Origin of the sequence: Vreelandella maris (assembly GCF_013371085.1) — a bacterium.
Taxonomy (GTDB): Bacteria; Pseudomonadota; Gammaproteobacteria; order Pseudomonadales; family Halomonadaceae; genus Vreelandella; species Vreelandella maris.
The window spans coordinates 109,917-127,767 of the sequence record NZ_JABWCV010000010.1 but is presented as its reverse complement, the minus strand read 5'-3'; the positions used below and the strand labels follow the sequence as shown (position 1 = coordinate 127,767).

At 54.4% G+C, this 17,851-nt stretch carries 15 protein-coding genes; 13 read left to right on the top strand and 2 right to left on the bottom strand.

What is annotated here, in order from left to right; all coding sequences use genetic code 11:
- Positions 1–71 precede the first annotated feature (71 nt).
- The 9 genes from metG (at position 72) to nth (ending at position 9,788) form a co-directional block, all read left to right on the top strand.
- A complete protein-coding gene (gene metG, locus HUO07_RS10800; RefSeq protein ID WP_176303568.1) occupies positions 72–2,108 on the top strand; it encodes a methionine--tRNA ligase in 2,037 nt (678 codons plus the stop codon).
- A 100-nt stretch (positions 2,109–2,208) separates the two neighbouring features.
- Positions 2,209–3,807 (top strand): sensor domain-containing diguanylate cyclase, encoded by a 1,599-nt coding sequence (locus tag HUO07_RS10795; protein ID WP_176303567.1) that lies wholly within the window; start codon positions 2,209–2,211, stop codon positions 3,805–3,807.
- Positions 3,804–4,385, top strand: a complete 582-nt coding sequence (gene rsxA / locus HUO07_RS10790) for an electron transport complex subunit RsxA (protein WP_176303566.1) — start codon at positions 3,804–3,806, stop codon at positions 4,383–4,385. Before HUO07_RS10795 ends, rsxA begins: the two co-directional genes overlap by 4 nt.
- A gap of 12 nt (positions 4,386–4,397) precedes the next feature.
- Complete coding sequence (gene rsxB, locus HUO07_RS10785) at positions 4,398–4,994, top strand: electron transport complex subunit RsxB (protein ID WP_176303565.1); 597 nt, start codon at positions 4,398–4,400, stop codon at positions 4,992–4,994.
- Positions 4,994–6,649, top strand: a complete 1,656-nt coding sequence (gene rsxC, locus HUO07_RS10780; RefSeq protein WP_176303564.1) for an electron transport complex subunit RsxC — start codon at positions 4,994–4,996, stop codon at positions 6,647–6,649. The genes rsxB and rsxC overlap by 1 nt, the downstream gene beginning before the upstream one ends.
- The gene (locus HUO07_RS10775) at positions 6,646–7,683 is read left to right on the top strand and encodes an RnfABCDGE type electron transport complex subunit D (protein WP_176303563.1); all 1,038 of its coding nucleotides are present in this window, start codon (positions 6,646–6,648) and stop codon (positions 7,681–7,683) included. Before rsxC ends, HUO07_RS10775 begins: the two co-directional genes overlap by 4 nt.
- Positions 7,680–8,339 carry an electron transport complex subunit RsxG gene (gene rsxG, locus HUO07_RS10770; protein WP_176303562.1) on the top strand — a complete coding sequence of 220 codons (660 nt, stop codon included), beginning with the start codon at positions 7,680–7,682 and terminating at the stop codon, positions 8,337–8,339. Before HUO07_RS10775 ends, rsxG begins: the two co-directional genes overlap by 4 nt.
- Before the next feature lie 11 nt (positions 8,340–8,350).
- Positions 8,351–9,052: an electron transport complex subunit E gene (locus HUO07_RS10765; RefSeq protein WP_176303618.1), complete on the top strand. Its 702-nt coding sequence runs from the start codon at positions 8,351–8,353 to the stop codon at positions 9,050–9,052.
- A 97-nt stretch (positions 9,053–9,149) separates the two neighbouring features.
- Entirely contained in the window at positions 9,150–9,788 is a 639-nt protein-coding gene (gene nth, locus HUO07_RS10760) for an endonuclease III (RefSeq protein WP_176303561.1), read from the top strand.
- A 45-nt stretch (positions 9,789–9,833) separates the two neighbouring features.
- On the opposite strand, the gene HUO07_RS10755 is transcribed toward nth, so the two are convergent.
- The gene (locus HUO07_RS10755) at positions 9,834–10,904 is read right to left on the bottom strand and encodes a tRNA-queuosine alpha-mannosyltransferase domain-containing protein (protein ID WP_176303560.1); all 1,071 of its coding nucleotides are present in this window, start codon (positions 10,902–10,904) and stop codon (positions 9,834–9,836) included.
- Positions 10,905–11,252: 348 nt separating this feature from the next.
- On the opposite strand from HUO07_RS10755, the gene HUO07_RS10750 reads away from it, so the two are divergent.
- Genes HUO07_RS10750 through HUO07_RS10735 form a run of 4 tightly spaced genes read left to right on the top strand, consistent with a single transcriptional unit; the run spans position 11,253 to position 16,660 of the window.
- Positions 11,253–11,627 (top strand): response regulator transcription factor, encoded by a 375-nt coding sequence (locus HUO07_RS10750; protein WP_176303559.1) that lies wholly within the window; start codon positions 11,253–11,255, stop codon positions 11,625–11,627.
- Positions 11,624–13,687, top strand: coding sequence for a 3'-5' exonuclease (locus HUO07_RS10745; protein WP_176303558.1), 2,064 nt, complete (start codon positions 11,624–11,626; stop codon positions 13,685–13,687). The genes HUO07_RS10750 and HUO07_RS10745 overlap by 4 nt, the downstream gene beginning before the upstream one ends.
- A gap of 13 nt (positions 13,688–13,700) precedes the next feature.
- Complete coding sequence (locus HUO07_RS10740) at positions 13,701–13,910, top strand: hypothetical protein (protein WP_176303557.1); 210 nt, start codon at positions 13,701–13,703, stop codon at positions 13,908–13,910.
- A gap of 2 nt (positions 13,911–13,912) precedes the next feature.
- Complete coding sequence (locus HUO07_RS10735; RefSeq protein ID WP_176303556.1) at positions 13,913–16,660, top strand: sensor histidine kinase; 2,748 nt, start codon at positions 13,913–13,915, stop codon at positions 16,658–16,660.
- Between the two features lie 39 nt (positions 16,661–16,699).
- Here the strand turns inward: HUO07_RS10735 and HUO07_RS10730 are convergent, their stop codons facing one another.
- A complete protein-coding gene (locus HUO07_RS10730; RefSeq protein ID WP_176303555.1) occupies positions 16,700–17,830 on the bottom strand; it encodes a DUF294 nucleotidyltransferase-like domain-containing protein in 1,131 nt (376 codons plus the stop codon).
- Positions 17,831–17,851: the final 21 nt, after the last annotated feature.

The following is a 17,851-nucleotide window of genomic DNA, read 5'->3' as shown; positions in this document are numbered from 1 at the left end:
GTTTAGCGACTTCGCCGTCTTTTTGTTATCGCCTGATCGGCACCCTTATTCACTCGGAATTAACCTTCACCATGTCTACTACCGCCACGCGCAATATTTTGGTGACTAGCGCGCTCCCTTACGCCAACGGAGCTATTCACCTCGGCCACCTGCTTGAATATATTCAGACGGATATCTGGGTTCGTTTCCAGAAAAGCCGTGGTCAACAGTGCTACTACGTATGTGCTGATGATGCCCATGGCACCGCCATTATGCTGCGCGCCGAGCAAGAAGGCATAACCCCCGAAGCGCTTATTGAGCGGGTTTCCCAGGATCACCAAACCGATTTTTCCCGTTTTGGTGTTGGGTTCGATAATTATCACTCGACTCATTCCACTGAAAATCGCCACTTCAGCGAAATGATTTATAAGCGCTTGCGCGATAAAGGCCATATTGCCACGCGTGATATTGAGCAGATGTTTGATCCCCAGAAAGGCTTGTTTTTAGCCGACCGCTTTATTAAAGGCACCTGCCCTAAATGCGGTTCAGAGGACCAGTACGGCGACAACTGTGAAAAGTGCGGTGCTACCTACACCCCCGCTGACTTGATTAATCCCGTCTCAGCAATTTCAGGCGCAACGCCCGAAGTACGCACCTCAACTCACTACTTCTTTAAGCTGCCCGACTTTGCCGACTTCCTACAGCGCTGGATTGACGACGGCCACGTTCAGCCGCAAATCCGTAATAAGTTGATGGAGTGGTTTGAGTCCGGCTTTAACGAGTGGGATATTTCGCGTGACGCGCCCTACTTTGGCTTTGAAATTCCTGATGCCCCCGGCAAGTACTTCTATGTATGGCTGGATGCGCCGATAGGCTATTTAGCCAGCTTCAAAAATCTGTGTGACCGTGAAGGCATCGACTTCGACAGCTACTGGAAGAAGGGCTCTGACGCCGAGGTCTATCACTTTATCGGCAAAGATATCGTCTACTTCCACGCGCTGTTCTGGCCCGCCATGCTGCATGGCGCTGACCTGCGCACGCCCACCGCCGTTAACTGCCACGGTTTCCTGACAGTGGACGGTGCCAAGATGTCGAAATCCCGCGGCACGTTTATTAAAGCTGCCACCTACGCTGATCATCTCAATCCTGAATACTTGCGCTACTACTTTGCCGCGAAGCTTACCTCAAAAGTTGATGATTTGGATTTAAACCTGGAAGACTTCGCCGCACGGGTAAACTCAGATTTAGTCGGCAAAGTGGTTAATATTGCTAGCCGCTGCGCCGGTTTTGTTAAAAAAATTGGCGGTGGCAATCTCTCAGCTCACTGCGCAGAACCGCAAATGGTCGCCCGCTTTATTGCCGCCGGTGATGATATTGCCGACGACTTTGAAGCCCGCGAATTTAGCCGGGCAATGCGTAAAATTATGGAGTTGGCAGACGAAGCCAACACTTATATTGCAGATAAAGAGCCCTGGGCACTGGCCAAGCAAGATGGCCGCGACGCAGAAGTGCATGAGATTTGCTCGGTAGGCATTAACCTGTTCCGTCAGTTGATGGTCTATCTAGCCCCAGTAGTGCCCGCGATGGCTGAGCAAGCCCGCGAATTTCTTAATGTCGAGTCGTTGGATTGGCACACGCGTCAGGCCGTCCTGACAGAACACTCAATCAATAAATTCAAGCCACTAATGACCCGCGTTGACCGAGATAAAATCGATGCGATGATTGAAGCGTCGAAGGAAGATCTTGTGGAAGAGCAAAAACTGAAAGAAGCGCCCAAAGGCCCACTGGCGGATGATCCCATCGCCGCTGAAATCGACTTTGCGACGTTTGCCAAGGTCGATCTGCGCATTGCGCGCATCACCAAGGCCCAATACGTGGAAGGCGCTGATAAGCTGCTGCAACTGACCCTCGACCTAGGTGGCGAAACGCGCAATGTGTTCTCAGGCATTCGCTCTGCTTACGCGCCTGAAGCACTGGAAGGTCGCTTGACGGTTATGGTTGCCAACCTGGCTCCGCGTAAGATGCGCTTTGGAATGTCCGAAGGTATGGTACTCGCCTCAGCCAATGAAGAAGGTATTTATCTGCTTTCCCCAGATACCGGTGCCGAACCGGGCCAGCGGGTCACCTAATCACTATAGAGCCATGCCAAAGGGGCAGAGGCTAAACGCCTTTGCCCCTTTTATTTTTGAATCTATCTTACATCGTCACCGTTTCGCTTAGGCATACTCTATGGTTCAACGCTTCTCTCGATCTTTACGCTTCCGTTTTCTGGCCGCCTTGGGCGGGGTGTTATTACTAGCCCTTATTTCCTTAGCTGCCTTGAGCAAGTGGGTAATATTTCCCGCACTTCATAAGGAAGAGCATGCGGTAGTAATCCAGGAACTAGCGCAAATTGAACGCAGCCTCAATATCAGCCAACAGGAACTACTAGCCCAAGCGCGAGACTGGTCGATCTGGGACGATACCTATGAGTTTATTCAGGGTAACTACCCTGGCTATACGGATACCAATTTTAGCCAACAGATGTTTGAAGAAATGCGCTACCAGCTAATGGCCTTTTTCAATGCGGAGGGCGATGTACATTTTTTAGCAGGCATCAATCCTGCTACCGGCCAATACCACACTTGCTATACCGCAGAACGTGAGTGCCGCTGGATGTCGGGGCTTATTCGCACGATGCAGGCTTCCATTAAAGAAGATCCAGAACAGGGTAAAAGCAGTCTGTATGCGGGCACAACGCCGCTAATGGTAGCGTCCAACCCCATTGTGAGAACCGATGAGAGCGGTCCGCCCCAGGGATGGCTATTCAAAGTGAGGCCAATGGACGATGAATGGTTGACAATCATAGAAGACTATACGGGGCTACCATCGACGCTTTCGATGCTGGAAGGCGTTATCAATAATGACACAGCCGTCACCATCTCAGGCAATACGATCCAGGCGCAGCGCTATTTGACTACCTACCCGCATAACGAACAGTTAGCCTTGGGAACCCAGCTTAATCGCACCAGTTATTTGTCCAGTCTAGAAACGTTTCGCTACGTACTTTTATGGACAGCTTGCTTGATGCTATTAGTGATTGGCCTTGTTCTGCTGCTACTGGAGCGCATTATTCTGAAGCCACTCAGAACTCTGACCCAGTTTACGCAGCAAGCCAGCGTGGATTTAAAGGGATCAAGCAATTTGTTAGGGCGTGGTGATGAAATCGGCATCCTAGCGAGGGCCTTTCAAGAGCAGTTCAAGCATCAACAACAGCTCAACGCTGAGCTCATCGAACTCTCTACCCACGACCCCTTGACTGGTCTACCCAATCGCCGATTATTCGATCAGCGCCTGCAAGAGGTGGTTAATAGCGCCTTGGCGTCAGGCCAACCGTTGTCGGTCATGATGCTCGATATCGATCACTTCAAAATGTTTAATGATCATTATGGGCATCCCGAGGGTGATATATGTTTGCAGCGGGTAGCACAAACCATGCATGACGTCGCCACTGCGCATGGCTTCTTTATCGCGCGTACAGGGGGCGAGGAGTTTAGTGCCATGATGTCCGCAACATCAGCTACCCAGGCATTGGAAAAAAGCCAAGCACTTAGTGACGCTATTGATCAATTGCAGCACCTACACTATATGTCGCCCGTAGCACCGCATGTTACCGTGAGCATCGGTATTAGCCAGTTGGGTATAGCAGGCATTCAGACATTCAGTGGATTAATGACCGCCGCTGACCAAGCGCTTTACGCTGCTAAAGCAGCTGGCAGACACTGCGCCAAGGTTTATACACCTTCGCTAGCCAACGCCTCCTTTTATTCGCACAATACGCCGCTATGAGTGAGCTATTTATCATTTTGATCAGCACTGCGCTGGTCAATAACTTCGTACTGGTTCAATTCTTGGGTCTATGCCCATTTATGGGTGTCTCCAATAAGCTGGAGTCGGCCATGGGCATGTCCCTGGCCACCACTTTTGTGTTAACTCTGGCATCAGCAGCTAGCTTCGTGGTTTATCACGGGCTGCTGGTGCCACTGGATGTGACGTACCTGCGCACCATCAGCTTTATTGTGGTGATCGCCGCGGTAGTGCAATTTACAGAAATAATGGTTCGTCAATTAAGTCCACTACTGCATCAAGTACTGGGAATATTCTTACCGCTTATTACCACCAACTGCGCGGTATTGGGCGTAGCGCTGCTATCGCTGAACCGCGAACTGAGCTTTTTTCATACCACCCTCTACGGCTTGGGCGCGGCGCTGGGTTTTTCGCTTATCTTGGTACTATTTGCCGCCATGCGTGAGCGTTTGGCAGGAGCGGATATTCCTAAACCATTTCAAGGTGCGGCGATTGCCATGGTGACCGCTAGCCTTATGTCGCTAGCGTTTCTCGGCTTTTCCGGATTAGTACAACGGTGAAGGTAGCGCATAATGAGTAACACATTCGATGCTATCAGCATGCTTAGCGCCGTTGCGGTATTAACCGGCTTAGGACTTGGTTTTGGTGCCCTGCTAGGCGTGGTGAGCGAACGCTTCAAGCGGGAAGATAACCCACTGGTGGAACAAATTGATGCACTATTGCCGCAAACTCAGTGCGGCCAGTGCGGCTACCCAGGCTGCCGCCCTTATGCCGAGGCGATTAACCAAGGCGATGCACTGAATAAATGCCCGCCAGGTGGCGAATCGACGATCCACGCCCTCGCTGATCTATTAGGCCGGGAGCCTGAGCCCCTGGACGGCGAAGCTCAAAGCGTGGCAAAAGTGGCATTTATTCGTGAAGAGGAGTGCATCGGCTGTACCAAGTGCATTCAAGCCTGCCCGGTCGATGCGATTATTGGTGCGGCTAAGTTAATGCATACCGTGATTGAGGATGAGTGTACCGGCTGCGATCTGTGCCTTGACCCTTGCCCCGTAGACTGTATCGATATGCTGCCACGCACGGCACCGCTCACCCAATGGCAACCGGTAACAGCGCACTCTTCAAACATGATTGCCAGTGACCGCCAACCCGCACCAGGGGTGTCTTGATGTCGAACGCCTTTGATTTCCCCGGTGGAATTCACCCGCCCGAGCGCAAACAGCGATCGAATCAGGCCGCGCTGATTAACGCGCCATTACCTGGCCGAGTGACGCTGCCGCTGCAACAGCACAGCGGCCAGCCCGCCACGCCTTGTGTCGCGCCGGGCGATACAGTCAAAGTAGGTAGCGTCATTGCCAAGCGCGAAGGCATGATCTCCAGTAATCTGCACGCCAGTATTAGCGGAACGGTGAGCGAGATTAACGCCACCCAAATCATCATTGATAGCGATGGTCAGGATGAGTGGCTCCGGTTACCCAGCCTCGACTGGCAACGCGTCGAACCCAATGCGCTACTTGAGCGCTTGAATGAAAGCGGGATTGTCGGACTCGGCGGTGCTGGTTTCCCTACCCATATTAAAGCGCGGGTAGTGGAACAGCATGACATTCATACCTTGTTGATCAACGCCGCCGAATGTGAGCCTTATATCACCGCCGACGATATCACGCTACGCCACTACGCTAACGACGTACTCGAAGGCGCCCAGATAAGCGCCAAACTGTGCGGCGCGCAACATATCGTTATCGGCATTGAAGATAACAAACCCGAGGCAATTGAAGCTCTGCGGCAGGCGATACAGAATAGCCACCCGATTACCGTTGAGCTCAAGGTGATTTCCACCCGCTACCCCAGCGGCGGCGAGCACCAACTGATCAAAAAACTGCTTGATCTAACGGTACCCAGCGGCGGCTTACCCGCTGACGTAGGCGTGCTGTGCCATAACCCTGGCACACTGCTGGCAATATTACATGCAGTGCGTGATGGTCAGCCGCTGGTGTCCAGGGTTGTCACGCTAACGGGCGAAGCGATCAGTCAGCCCGGCAATCGCTGGGTGCGACTAGGCACCTCCGTGAAAGCACTGCTGGAACAGGCAGGCCTTAATCAGCCCATGCTCAATCAAGTGATTCAGGGCGGCCCCATGATGGGAGCGCCGCTGCTGACACTTGATACGCCAGTTACCAAACTTACCAACTGTTTAATCGCTGCGACTATTGTCGAACTACCACCTGCCCCGGAGGAATCCCCCTGCATACGCTGTGGTGAGTGTGAAAGCGTTTGCCCGGTGTCGCTGCTACCCCAACAGCTCCACTGGTACGCTCGCGCCAACGATGATGCCAAGATGGCGCACTATCATCTGTTCGACTGCATTGAGTGCGGCGCTTGCAGCTACGTCTGCCCCAGCCATATTCCCCTGGTTGACGATTATCGTGAAGCAAAAAGTCGAATCCGTCTGCAGCGAATCGAGACGGTAAAAGCAGAGCATGCCAAGCACCGCTTTGAGTTTCGTCAAGCGCGATTGGCGCGGGAAGAGGCGGAGAAACAGGCACGTAAAGAGGCTCGCAAATCGCAACAGCGTCAAACGCCCACTAGTGCAGCAGCCAGTAGTGAAAAAGTCGACTTGCGCGGGCTACGAATTGCCCATGCCGCCGCCAAGGCGTCAGTCAAAAAAGCTGAAAAAACCCTGGCACGCGTTGCCCAGGAAGACCCCAAACAGCCTCTTGATGATCTCGAAATGCAGCTTGCCACCGCCCAGGAAAATTTACGCGCCACCGAGGTCCAGCTTACCCAAGCACGCGAACAACAGCCCAGCAAGGAATCACCATGAGCATGATGCACGCCGCACAGGTGACCAGTGCAAACGCTACTATCGTGCCACCCACGGCACATTTAATGCGCTGGGTGATCGTGGCGACGCTGCCGGGCATCGCCACAATGAGCTATTTCTTTGGCCTTGGGGTACTCAGCAATGTAATGCTAGCGGCAGCCTTTGGCCTTGGGCTAGAAGCCGCCATTCTTAGGTTACGTAACCGCCCTGTTCAGGTTACGTTGAATGACTCAAGTGCCCTACTCACCGGCGTTTTACTGGGCGTTTCGCTGCCCCCCGCAAGCCCATGGTGGCTGATCGGTGTCGGGATGATCGCGGCGATCATCGTCGCTAAACAGTTATACGGTGGCTTGGGCCACAATCCGTTTAACCCCGCCATGGTAGGTTATGCGCTGCTTTTGGTGTCGTTCCCAACCTATATGACTCTGTGGCCCCCCCCCCAAGAACTACTACCGGAGAGCTTGTGGGCACAAATCACAGGAACGCTGCCAGCTGGCCAGCTAGATGGCCTAAGTGGCGCCACACCGCTCGATGCCTTTAAGCACAAAGGCGAGGCCGTGCTTGCCAGCGAATTCTGGGCCACCCACCCACTGCCCGAGGACACATTGAGTGCTTGGCGCTGGGTCGCCCTTGCTTGGTTAGCAGGTGGCGTATTATTACTGGCAAAGCGGATTATCAGTTGGCACATTCCTGCCGCTATGCTGGGTAGCCTAGTGGTGCTGGCCACGCTGTTTTATCTCAGCGACCCCAGCCACTTTGCCTCACCGCTTTTTCACCTACTTACCGGGGCGACGCTGTTTGGGGCATTTTTTATCGCCACCGACCCGGTTTCCGCCGCCACCAGCCGCCGCGGCAAGCTACTCTATGGGGCCGGTATCGGCGCGCTAATTATCATTATTCGCACCTTTGGCGGTTACCCGGATGCAGTGGCGTTTGCGGTGTTGCTGATGAATCTGTGCGTGCCGCTGCTAGACCTGTACAGCGTGCCACGCCCGACGGGGCAGCCAAAAAGCTCCCGGGGTGAGCAGCCATGACGCTCTTTCAAGCCATGCAGCGGGGTGCTCTCGCATTGGGCACTTTTGCTCTGGTGACCGCGGGTAGCGTTGCGCTCACGCGCGCATTAACCGCCGAGCGCATAGCGACCCATCAGTTGGCTTACCAGCACCGTCAGCTTCAAGAAGTACTGCCTCAGACGCTTGCCAACACGCCCGTTGCACGCGTGCTAGAAAGCACCTTTACGCTTCCTAACCCAGAAGCACTGGGGTTGAAAAGCGATAGCCAAGGCTGGTGGGTAAGCGGCAGCGACAACGACAACGACAACAGTAATAAACACAGTGCCGTCATTTTTCCGGTGGTCACCCGGCAAGGCTATAACGGCGAAATTCGCCTACTGATCGGGATTGATGAGCAGCAGCGCATTAGCGGTGTGCGCGTCACCCAACACCAGGAAACGCCCGGGCTAGGCGATGATATTGAGCGCAGCCGCAGCGACTGGATCACCCACTTTGATGGCCTGGGGCTAAATAGTTTGCCACCAGAGGGCTGGGCGGTAACTAAAGATGGTGGCCAGTTTGATGCGTTTACCGGCGCAACGATCACCCCCAGAGCCGTGGTTAACGCCGTTCATAAAGCCTTGGAGTACGCCGCTGATACACCATTACCGATAACATTTGAGGATCCACGCTCGTGAAAAACAAGCAGATGAGCCAATGGCGCCAACTGGCCCGTGATGGGCTGTGGTCAAACAACCCTGCGCTGGTTCAACTGCTGGGGCTATGCCCGCTGTTAGCCGTTAGTAGCAGCGTGGTAAATGCGCTGGGCTTGGCACTTGCCACGCTTTTGGTAATGGTAGGCGCCAGCACGGCGATCTCGCTGATTCGCCACCAAGTCCACAGCGCGGTGCGCTTGCCCGCTTTCGTGATGGTGATTGCCGCCTTTGTGACTTGCGCCGAACTGCTGATGGCCGCCTATGCTTACCCGCTCTATCAGGTGCTAGGGATTTTTATTCCACTGATTGTCACCAACTGCGCTATTTTAGGCCGCGCCGATGCCTTTGCCTCCCGCCAACCGGTCATTCCAGCGGCTATCGATGGCTTGATGATGGGGCTGGGGTTTGGCGCCGTGCTGGTACTCCTGGGCGCCCTACGCGAGCTACTCGGTCAGGGCACGCTGTTCAGCGACATGGCGCTGCTGTTTGGACCCCAAGCCGCTAATTGGCAACTGACGATTGCCGTCGATTACCAGTTTCTGTTTTTTGTGCTGCCCCCAGGCGCTTTCTTTGTGGCGGGCATGTTGATCGCATTGAAAAATGTCATCGATCAACGCAGTGCAGCACGCGCTCGTCCGGCAGCCATTGAAACCCGAGTTGATCGCCGTGTGCGGGTAACCGGTACGATTAAATAGCGTTTTTAATCACTGCGCATAAGTCACTGTTTTTTTTTAAATACTGTTTTTAACCACTGTCTTTTAAAACATTGTCTTTTAAATAACGAGACCAGCCATGAATGCCCAAAAGCGTCATGAAATTTTTGCTCGCCTTCAGGCAGAGAACCCGCATCCCACTACCGAGCTTAACTGGAACACGCCCTTTGAACTGCTGGCCGCGGTGTTGCTTTCCGCTCAAGCTACCGATGTAGGCGTCAACAAGGCAACCGCACGTCTGTATCCTGTTGCCAATACGCCACAGGGGATCATCGACCTGGGGATTGATGGGCTTAAAGCGCATATCAAAACCATCGGCTTATACAACACCAAAGCCGAAAACCTGATGAAAACCTGCCATATGCTGGTCAACCTGTACGGTGGCGAAGTGCCCAACACTCGCCAGGCGTTAGAAGCCTTGCCGGGTGTTGGTCGTAAAACTGCCAATGTAATTCTCAATACGGCCTTCGGCCAGCCCACCATGGCGGTGGATACGCATATTTTCAGGGTATCCAATCGCACCGGTATCGCCAAAGGCAAAGACGTTGTTGAGGTGGAGCAAAAATTGCTGCGTCATGTGCCCAAAGCCTTTCTTCAAGATGCTCACCACTGGCTGATTCTGCACGGCCGCTATACCTGCATCGCCCGCAAGCCCCGCTGCGGTAGCTGCATTATCGAAGATCTGTGCGACTATAAAGATAAGACCGAGCTTGGGTAACACTCAGATAGAGTGCGTAGAATGAGTGCGTAGATTGAGTGAGTATTACGAGCGCTCTATTAGCGCTCGGTAAGCATCGCGCCAGGCAGGCCATTCCCAAGCTTTGGTATCAAGCGGTTCTGGACGAGCTGCAGGATTGGTTAGCCAATCATGCAGCCGCTCATACAAGCTTTCACGAGTGCCGTCATAACGATAGGCAGAGGGATAAAGCCCCGGGAAGCAAAGCCGATCCGGCACCAGGGGTAGCGCACCGCGCTGAGCCGCCTCCATAATCGCCAAGCCCTGGAATTCATGCCAGGTTGTCGAGACCACGATGCCTGCGCTATCCAGCAATTCGCGATACATCTCCTCAGGCTGGGGGCCCCAAGCCACAATATGCTTGGCTAATCGCTGCTCGGCCTCATCAAAAATGGCCGGTGCTTCGCGAAAGCGCTGGCCCAGCACTGCCAGTTCAAACGCCACCCCGGCATCGCTTAACGCGAACAGCACGGCAAAGAAGTCATCAGGATTTTTGTCATACTCCCAGCGGTGGTTCCAGACAATGCGCTGTGGCACTGTTTTTTGAACAGCCATGTGCTGTCGAGATGCTGAACTATCAGGGATGGGCACTGGTAAAACCTGAGACCGCTCGCGCAGCGCTTCCAGTGGCTTTGCTGCGGGTAGGTTTTCCGGCATTTTTTTCAGAAAAGCTCGTGCACCATCAATAAAGGAGTCCCGATTGTAGGCACTGTTAAATACCACGCTATCGGCCGCTAGCGCCGTGTAGAGATTAACCATTTTGGCCTCTACTTGGGGTATTTGATCGCTAGACTCGGGATAAGCAAACTGGTTTTCGTGAAAGTAGACGATTTTTTTAGCTCGACCAAGGTGCGGAAACAATCCGATCAGGGTCGCCAGATCAACCATCGACGTGGCAAGCACCACCTCATACGACTGACTAAGGGTATCGTGCTCTTTCAATATCCAGCTCAGTGGGTTGCCGCGAATGCGCCAGGCAAAATGACGTGGAGGTAAGGACAAAAGCGTCCACGACACCTCATCAAGCTGCGCCATTAAACTTTGCGCCCAATAGCGATGACTCACCGCTTCGTAGGCGGATAACAGTAGTACGCGCATCGACAGCCTTAGCAACAGATCAGGGGTAAGCCATAACACGTTAGGGGTTGTACGAAAAGTCGGCGAGCGAAGCCTAGACAAGGCAAAAATCAACGAAAAAACGGAGTTTACGGATAGTAAATGAGTATTTTGAGATGATTTTTAACGCCGTATCGGCGAGCGCAGGCAGTTTTCGTTCAAAGCCTAAGCCATGGCACAGAGCTAAGCAGTATACCAAACCAAGCTCAATTGCTCGCTGCTAGCGGTTTGATTGCCGGTGCATTCGGCCAAGGTCGCCTTGGCTGACTGTCCCGATCTATCTAGACTGCAAGCATGCATCGTTAAAACAAATAAAAGCTGGAGAACACCATGGTCAAAGTGCTCGTCGTCGATGACGAACCCAACATTGTTCTATCGCTCGAGTTCTTGATGGAGCAAGCAGGGTTTGAGGTAGTGACTGCCGAAGATGGTGAACAGGCGTTAGCACGTGTTAACGACAGCCAGCCCGATTTACTCCTGCTCGATATCAGCCTGCCAGGGATTAGCGGTTTTGACGTTTTAGAGCGCCTGCGCAGCGAAGAAGCCACCGCCCAACTGCCGATTATTATGCTCACTGCTCACGGCCGCGATGTAGAGCGTGAAAAAGGCATGGCGCTGGGCGCTGATGACTACATTACCAAGCCTTTTTCCACCCAATCCTTGGTGGAAAAAGTCAAAGCGCTACTCATTAAGGAGCAGCCATGACCCGTGGTGGGCTGCCCAAACGCCAGCGTCTGATTGGCCTATGGCTCTCGCTCAGCGGTATCAGCCTATTGGGTGGGGCTATTTTTGCCGCCTGGTTGGATGCTCAGCTCGCGCCTACGGGTATCACCCGAATGGCGCTATGGCTAGGCAGTTTTTCCGGTGGCGCGACCCTATTTTTGGCGGGCTTAGTGCTTGAACGCATGCTGTTTACACCGCTACGTCATTTACAGGTGCAGCTGGCGCGCTTGGTTGCCAATCCCGACGCCCGTGACGAACACCCACCCGAGGGTTGGCTAAAAGGGCTGGGGCCAGATTTACGCCGTGTACGCGAAAGCTGGCGCGAAGATCGCAGCCGCCTCGCTACCGCCCACGCCGACGGCGCCCGCAGCGCGGCACGCATTCGCCAGGAGCTGGAAACACTGCTGCAAGTACTCGAAACACCGCTGCTGCTATGTGACCACCACCGTCGGGTGATGCTGTTTAATCAAGCGGCAGAAGACTTTTTTATCGGCAATACCGGGCTAGGTTTAGGTAAGCGCCTCGAAGCACTGCTTCCTGTTGCTAGCTTACAGCAAGCACTCAGCCAACTGCCTAACGACGGCTCCCCGCGAGAGCTGCTCGCCCCCTGCGATAACCGGTGGCTAAAGGTTATTCTGCGCCGCGTGCCGGGTAGCGATGGCGAAACATTGCTTACATTTGGTGATGCAACGGCATCGTGGTCGAATGAAATGGGCGTAAGAGCCGAATTGGCCGATATGCTGACACCGCTGCGCCAGCATACCGCCAGCCTAACCAGTGCCGCCGATGCGTTGATTCAACTGCGCCATCAAAACGACGCCAGCACGTCATTGCTGCGTCAACGGTTTGAGCGCGTTATTCATGAGGAAGGCATCACGTTAGGCGACAACGTGGCTAAAATCGGTCAACTGCTCGACGACATGCAGCATCAGGGCGAGCGCTTAACACCGATGTGGTCTAACGATTTCTGGCAAGCCCTGGATGAACGCCTAGATCCAGAGCACCGTTTGATTACCCCAGTGGGCATGCCCGCTTGGTTTAAAGGCGATGCCCCCGCCCTGATTGCGCTGTTCGACTCATTAGTGAAGCACCTCAATACCCACCTTCCCGATAGTGGCTTTGAAGGCGAGATATGCCTAGGCAATAAGCGTGTCTATTTAGACCTTATCTGGCGCGGCAAAGCGATCCCCGAACATGAACTGGCGGAATGGCGTCAGCAGCCACTCAACTCGCTGCCTCTAACGCCCAGCGTTGCCGACGTACTGCGCCAACACGCCAGCGACATCTGGAGTCTGACCGACGATGATGGTGTGCATGCCCGCCTACGCCTTCCACTCCCTGCCGTTGAACGCGTTGGTGCCCCACGGGAAACCGCACCACCACGCCCCGAGTTTCATGATTTTGGAATTGCCGACCTCCCGCCGCCGGATGAAGCGCTTGCGAGTCGTTCCTTGCGCAGCTTGGAGGTCGTGGCGTTTGACACCGAAACCACCGGGCTTGAGCTACGTAGAGGCGACACGGTGATCAGTCTTGGTGCCTGTCGCGTGGTCAATGCGCGGCTATTGGCAAGCGAGGCCTTCGATCAAAAAGTCGATCCTCAGCGGCCTATTCCTGCCGCCAGCACGGCCATTCACGGCCTTACCGATGCCGATGTCATGGGTGCACCACCGCTGGATATCGTGCTTACCCGCTTTCGTGACTTTGTAGGAGAAGCCGTCTTGCTGGCTCATAACGCCGCCTTTGATCTGCTCGCCATCAGTCATAAAGGCGTCGCTTTTGATATTCCCGTCATCGATACTCTGCTGATTTCACGCGCGCTGGACGAAGCCTTGGATGGGCATGACCTGGATAGCCTTGCGCAGCGCTACGATCTGACATTCCCCCCCGGCACCCGCCACACTGCCTTAGGCGATGCTCGAGTGACCGCAGAACTCTGGCTAGCCCTGCTGCCACGCTTAGAGGCCCGCGGTGTCGACACCCTGGAACAGCTATTAACGCTACAAGCCAACGCTTTCGACCGACAGGATGCGAGCGCCCTATGAAAGACGCAGCCTCATGAAAAACTCAGGCACTAAATCGCGGCAAACCGAACGCTTAATGGCCCTGGTAGTGGTGGCATTGCTGCTGTTCTGCCCACCACTGATTATCGTGGTAGACCGCCTTCCCTCCTTTAATGTCGGCTGGTTGCCGCTCTATCTGTTTTGCGCTTGGGCAGTCGTTATCGGTTTGGCGGCCTGGTTAATGGAACACCGTGCGGATCGCTGATTATGCGTACTGACGCAGTCATCCTGGGCACTGCCTTTGGTTATTTAGCGCTGCTGTTTGTGGTCGCCGCCTGGGGCGACCGGCGGGCCGAGCAAGGGCGATCACTGATCGGCTCACCCACGGTATATGCCCTTTCCATTGCCGTTTACTGCACTGCCTGGACCTTCTACGGCAGCGTAGGGCGTGCCGCGGAGTATGGCCCCAGCTTTTTACTCATCTATCTTGGCCCCACCCTCGCCATGCTGCTGGCACCCTTCGTGGTACGCAAGATGGTGCGCATCGCCGCCCGCCAGCGCATTACTTCGATTGCCGATTTTATCAGTGCCCGCTACGGCAAAAGTACCAGTTTAGGAGCACTGGTGGCCTTAATGGCCCTGATCAGTATCACGCCTTACATTGCCCTGCAGTTAAAGGCCATTACCGTTAGCCATGCGGTACTCATTAACTACCCACAAGCGGCCGACACGACGCTGGTGGATGAACACTTTTGGATGGATAAGTCGCTCTGGGTCGCTCTTGTACTGGCGGTGTTTATTATTCTCTTTGGCACCCGCCACTTGGATGCCAGCGAACGCCACGAGGGCATGGTGGCCGCCATCGCGCTGGAATCCCTGGTGAAGCTGGTCGCCTTTATGGCCGTCGGTGTGTTCGTGGTCTTTGTGATGTTTGAAGGCCCCGCGGCGCTGTTTGCACAGGTAGCGGCCACGCCAGCGCTGGTCGATAGCATGCGGTTGGACAGCGTTCCTGGTGGCGTCACTGGTTGGGTGGGCATGCTGGTACTCGCCTTCCTGGCCTTTTTAACACTTCCCCGCCAGTTTCAGGTACTGGTAGTAGAGAATGTCGATGAACAGCATTTAGCGAGAGCAAGCTGGTTATTTCCCCTCTATATGCTGTTGATCAACCTATTCGTGATCCCTATCGCCCTGGCGGGCCTGCTGCTGGGTGCGAGCGCAGGTGACCCCGATAGTTTTGTTCTGACGCTACCGCTTTCGGCAGGTTTAGAAGGACTGCCGCTACTGGTCTTTATTGGGGGGCTTTCAGCGGCAACCGGCATGGTGATTGTCGAGACAATCGCCCTTTCCACGATGGTCAGTAACCAACTGGTGATGCCACTGCTGCTGCGCTCGAGGCGTTTGCACTTAAGTACTAAAGGTGAGCTTGCCGGTTGGCTACTGGGAATTCGCCGGGTCGCTATCGTGCTTATTCTCCTGCTTGGTTATCTCTACCATGCGCTCATTGGCGACTCATACAGTCTGGTCACCATCGGGCTGGTCTCTTTTGCAGGTGCGGCACAATTTGCGCCAGCGCTATTGATTGGCCTTTACTGGCGCGGCGCGACTCGCCAGGGCGCCACGGCAGGTTTAATTGCCGGTTTTTTGGTGTGGTGCTATACGCTACTGTTGCCGGGCTTTGCCCAGTCGGGCTGGTTGGACGCCACGCTACTTACAAACGGCCCATGGGGAATCGTCTGGCTGAAACCCTATGCGTTGTTGGGACTCGAAAATTGGGATATTTACACCCACTCGCTGCTCTGGAGCATGCTGGTCAACGTCGGGTTGCTGGTTGGTGTTTCGCTGTTTACCCGCCCAACGCCCCTGGAGCAAACTCAGGCGGCACTATTCACTGAAGCAATGCACCCCAATCTGCAAACAACATCGCTGTCTACATCGCTATGGCGCGGGCAAACCACTCAGGGGGCGCTTAAAGAGCTTTTGATTCGCTATCTGGGGGCTCACACCACCCGACGGGTGTTCAGCAGTACCAAAGACGCATTTGTGGCAGACGAGCCCGCTGCCGCTGAGTTGATTACACGTGCAGAGCAGGCATTGGCGGGGGCTCTGGGCAGCTCTTCAGCGCGAGTGTTGATCAACTCAGTGGTTCGTGGCGAGGCACTGGATATTGAGTCGATACTCAGTATTCTGGATACCACCTCACAAACCCTTGAGTACAACCGTCGCTTAGAGCAGAAATCCCAAGAGCTCGTCCAAATCGGCGAAGAGTTACGCAGCGCTAATGAACGGCTGCGTGAACTGGATCGTTTAAAAGATGAATTTGTCGCCATGGTCAGTCATGAACTCCGCACGCCGCTTACCTCCATCCGCGCCTTTGCTGAAATTTTGCGCGATAGCGGCCAGCTACCCGATGAAAAGCGCCAGCATTTTCTGGGTGTCATCGTTCTCGAAAGCCAACGGCTCTCACGCTTAATCGAAGAAATTCTAGACCTTGCCCGCCTGGAAAGTGGCCGTTTAACGCTTAACCCGGTGCCGCTGGATCTTGCCGCTCTTATCCGACATAGCATTGACGCCATTGCGCATTTACACCAAGAGCGTGGTATCCAGCTAGAGGTTCATTTAGAAGCAGACCCAGCGATGGTGGTTGGCGACCATGATCGTTTAAAACAGGTGATTATTAACCTGCTTGATAACGCTAGTAAGTTTGCCGACCGAAACCAGCCTAAAGTGCGCCTGTCGCTCTATCGCCATCGCCGCCATTTCCGTTTAAGCGTGGAGGATAACGGGGCCGGGATTAGCGCGGAGGAGCGTGAACGGGTGTTTGAAAAATTCCATCAGATACAGCAAGACGATGATATTCCAAGAGGACGGCCCAGAGGGAGTGGCTTGGGACTGCCCATTAGTCGTGGAATTATCGCCCATCTGGGTGGGCGACTCTGGGTTGAGGATGCCAAAACGCTTGGCGGCGCCTGTTTAACACTGGAGCTACCCGCAGCGCCGAATGACACCCACGCTTGATCCTATTGCGCTAAGAACTTTCCCGCCAAGAACTTTCTGCTAACCACTTTTGGCGCGCTGAACAAACGCTCTAATCTGCTGCAGATCAAACTTTAATAGCAGGCGCTCGTCTTCACGCAGGCGGCGAAGATCCACCCAGCCGTCAGCGGCTTGGCCACGGGCTCTGTTGTAACGCTGCTGATCCAATAAGAGTTGCTGTAGACGCTCAAAAGCGGCTATAAGCAACGCCGATTCAGCCGACGTTAGCGCACCATCTCCCATATGACTGAGCGCGATCAATCGCTCGCGGGTGGCTATGTCGCGCAGCCCGTAACGCAGGCAGAACAAACGCGCAGCGCTAATCAAAGGCAATAGGCCCTGAAGTTTCAGATTAATGGCTTGCTCGTGAGGAGCCTCAAGGCGTGGACTCGAGGCGAGCTGCCCAAAGCGGTTCAAAGCTACCGGCAGCTCATTCAATAGCGCCGCCATTTCATCCATATAAAGCGATGCGTTAGGGAGTATCTCAGCGATGCTATCCCCCAGTTGCGCGGCAAGTGCTGAATTGCCAGCGATGGGGGAAAAATCGAGCAAGATATTGGTCTGCTGAACACGCTTCACCCGGCGGTCAGCGCTCCAGATTTCCAGCTGCTTTCGCCACTCGCTCATGCGTTTGCGCCACATTGGCCAACGGGCCATCACATGGCCATGGCAAAGCGGGATGCCCGCATCATCCAAACGCTGGGTAAACCGTTCGCCCAGGGCTTGAAAGTAGCCGTCAATCTCAACGTGTCGGTGGTCGGGGTAATCATCGATAATCATCGCATTATCTTGATCAGGGCCCAGCAGGCTTTCATAGCGGGCCGCCGAACCTAGCATCAACACGCAGTAATCGACCGGCGGTGTGCCCCACCCTTGCGCCTGCATCTCTTCAAGCGACTGGGCAATAGCGCGCCGGTATAGCCAAGCATTGTGATCACTAATAATTTGGCTAATACGCCACGGGGGTAAATCGTAATGCACCAGCGTTTCAACCAAGGAGAATTGCCATGCTGGGGCGTTGGCAAAAGATGTTGGCGGCGAGGAGAGTTTAGAAAAGAGTTGCTGTAGCGGCGCGTCGAGCGCCACGGTATTTAAACGGCCATGCTGATCAAATAGAGCGCGCCAGGGTGAGGCTTGGTGCACCACACGCATACGCCTCTCCTTTACTAACGT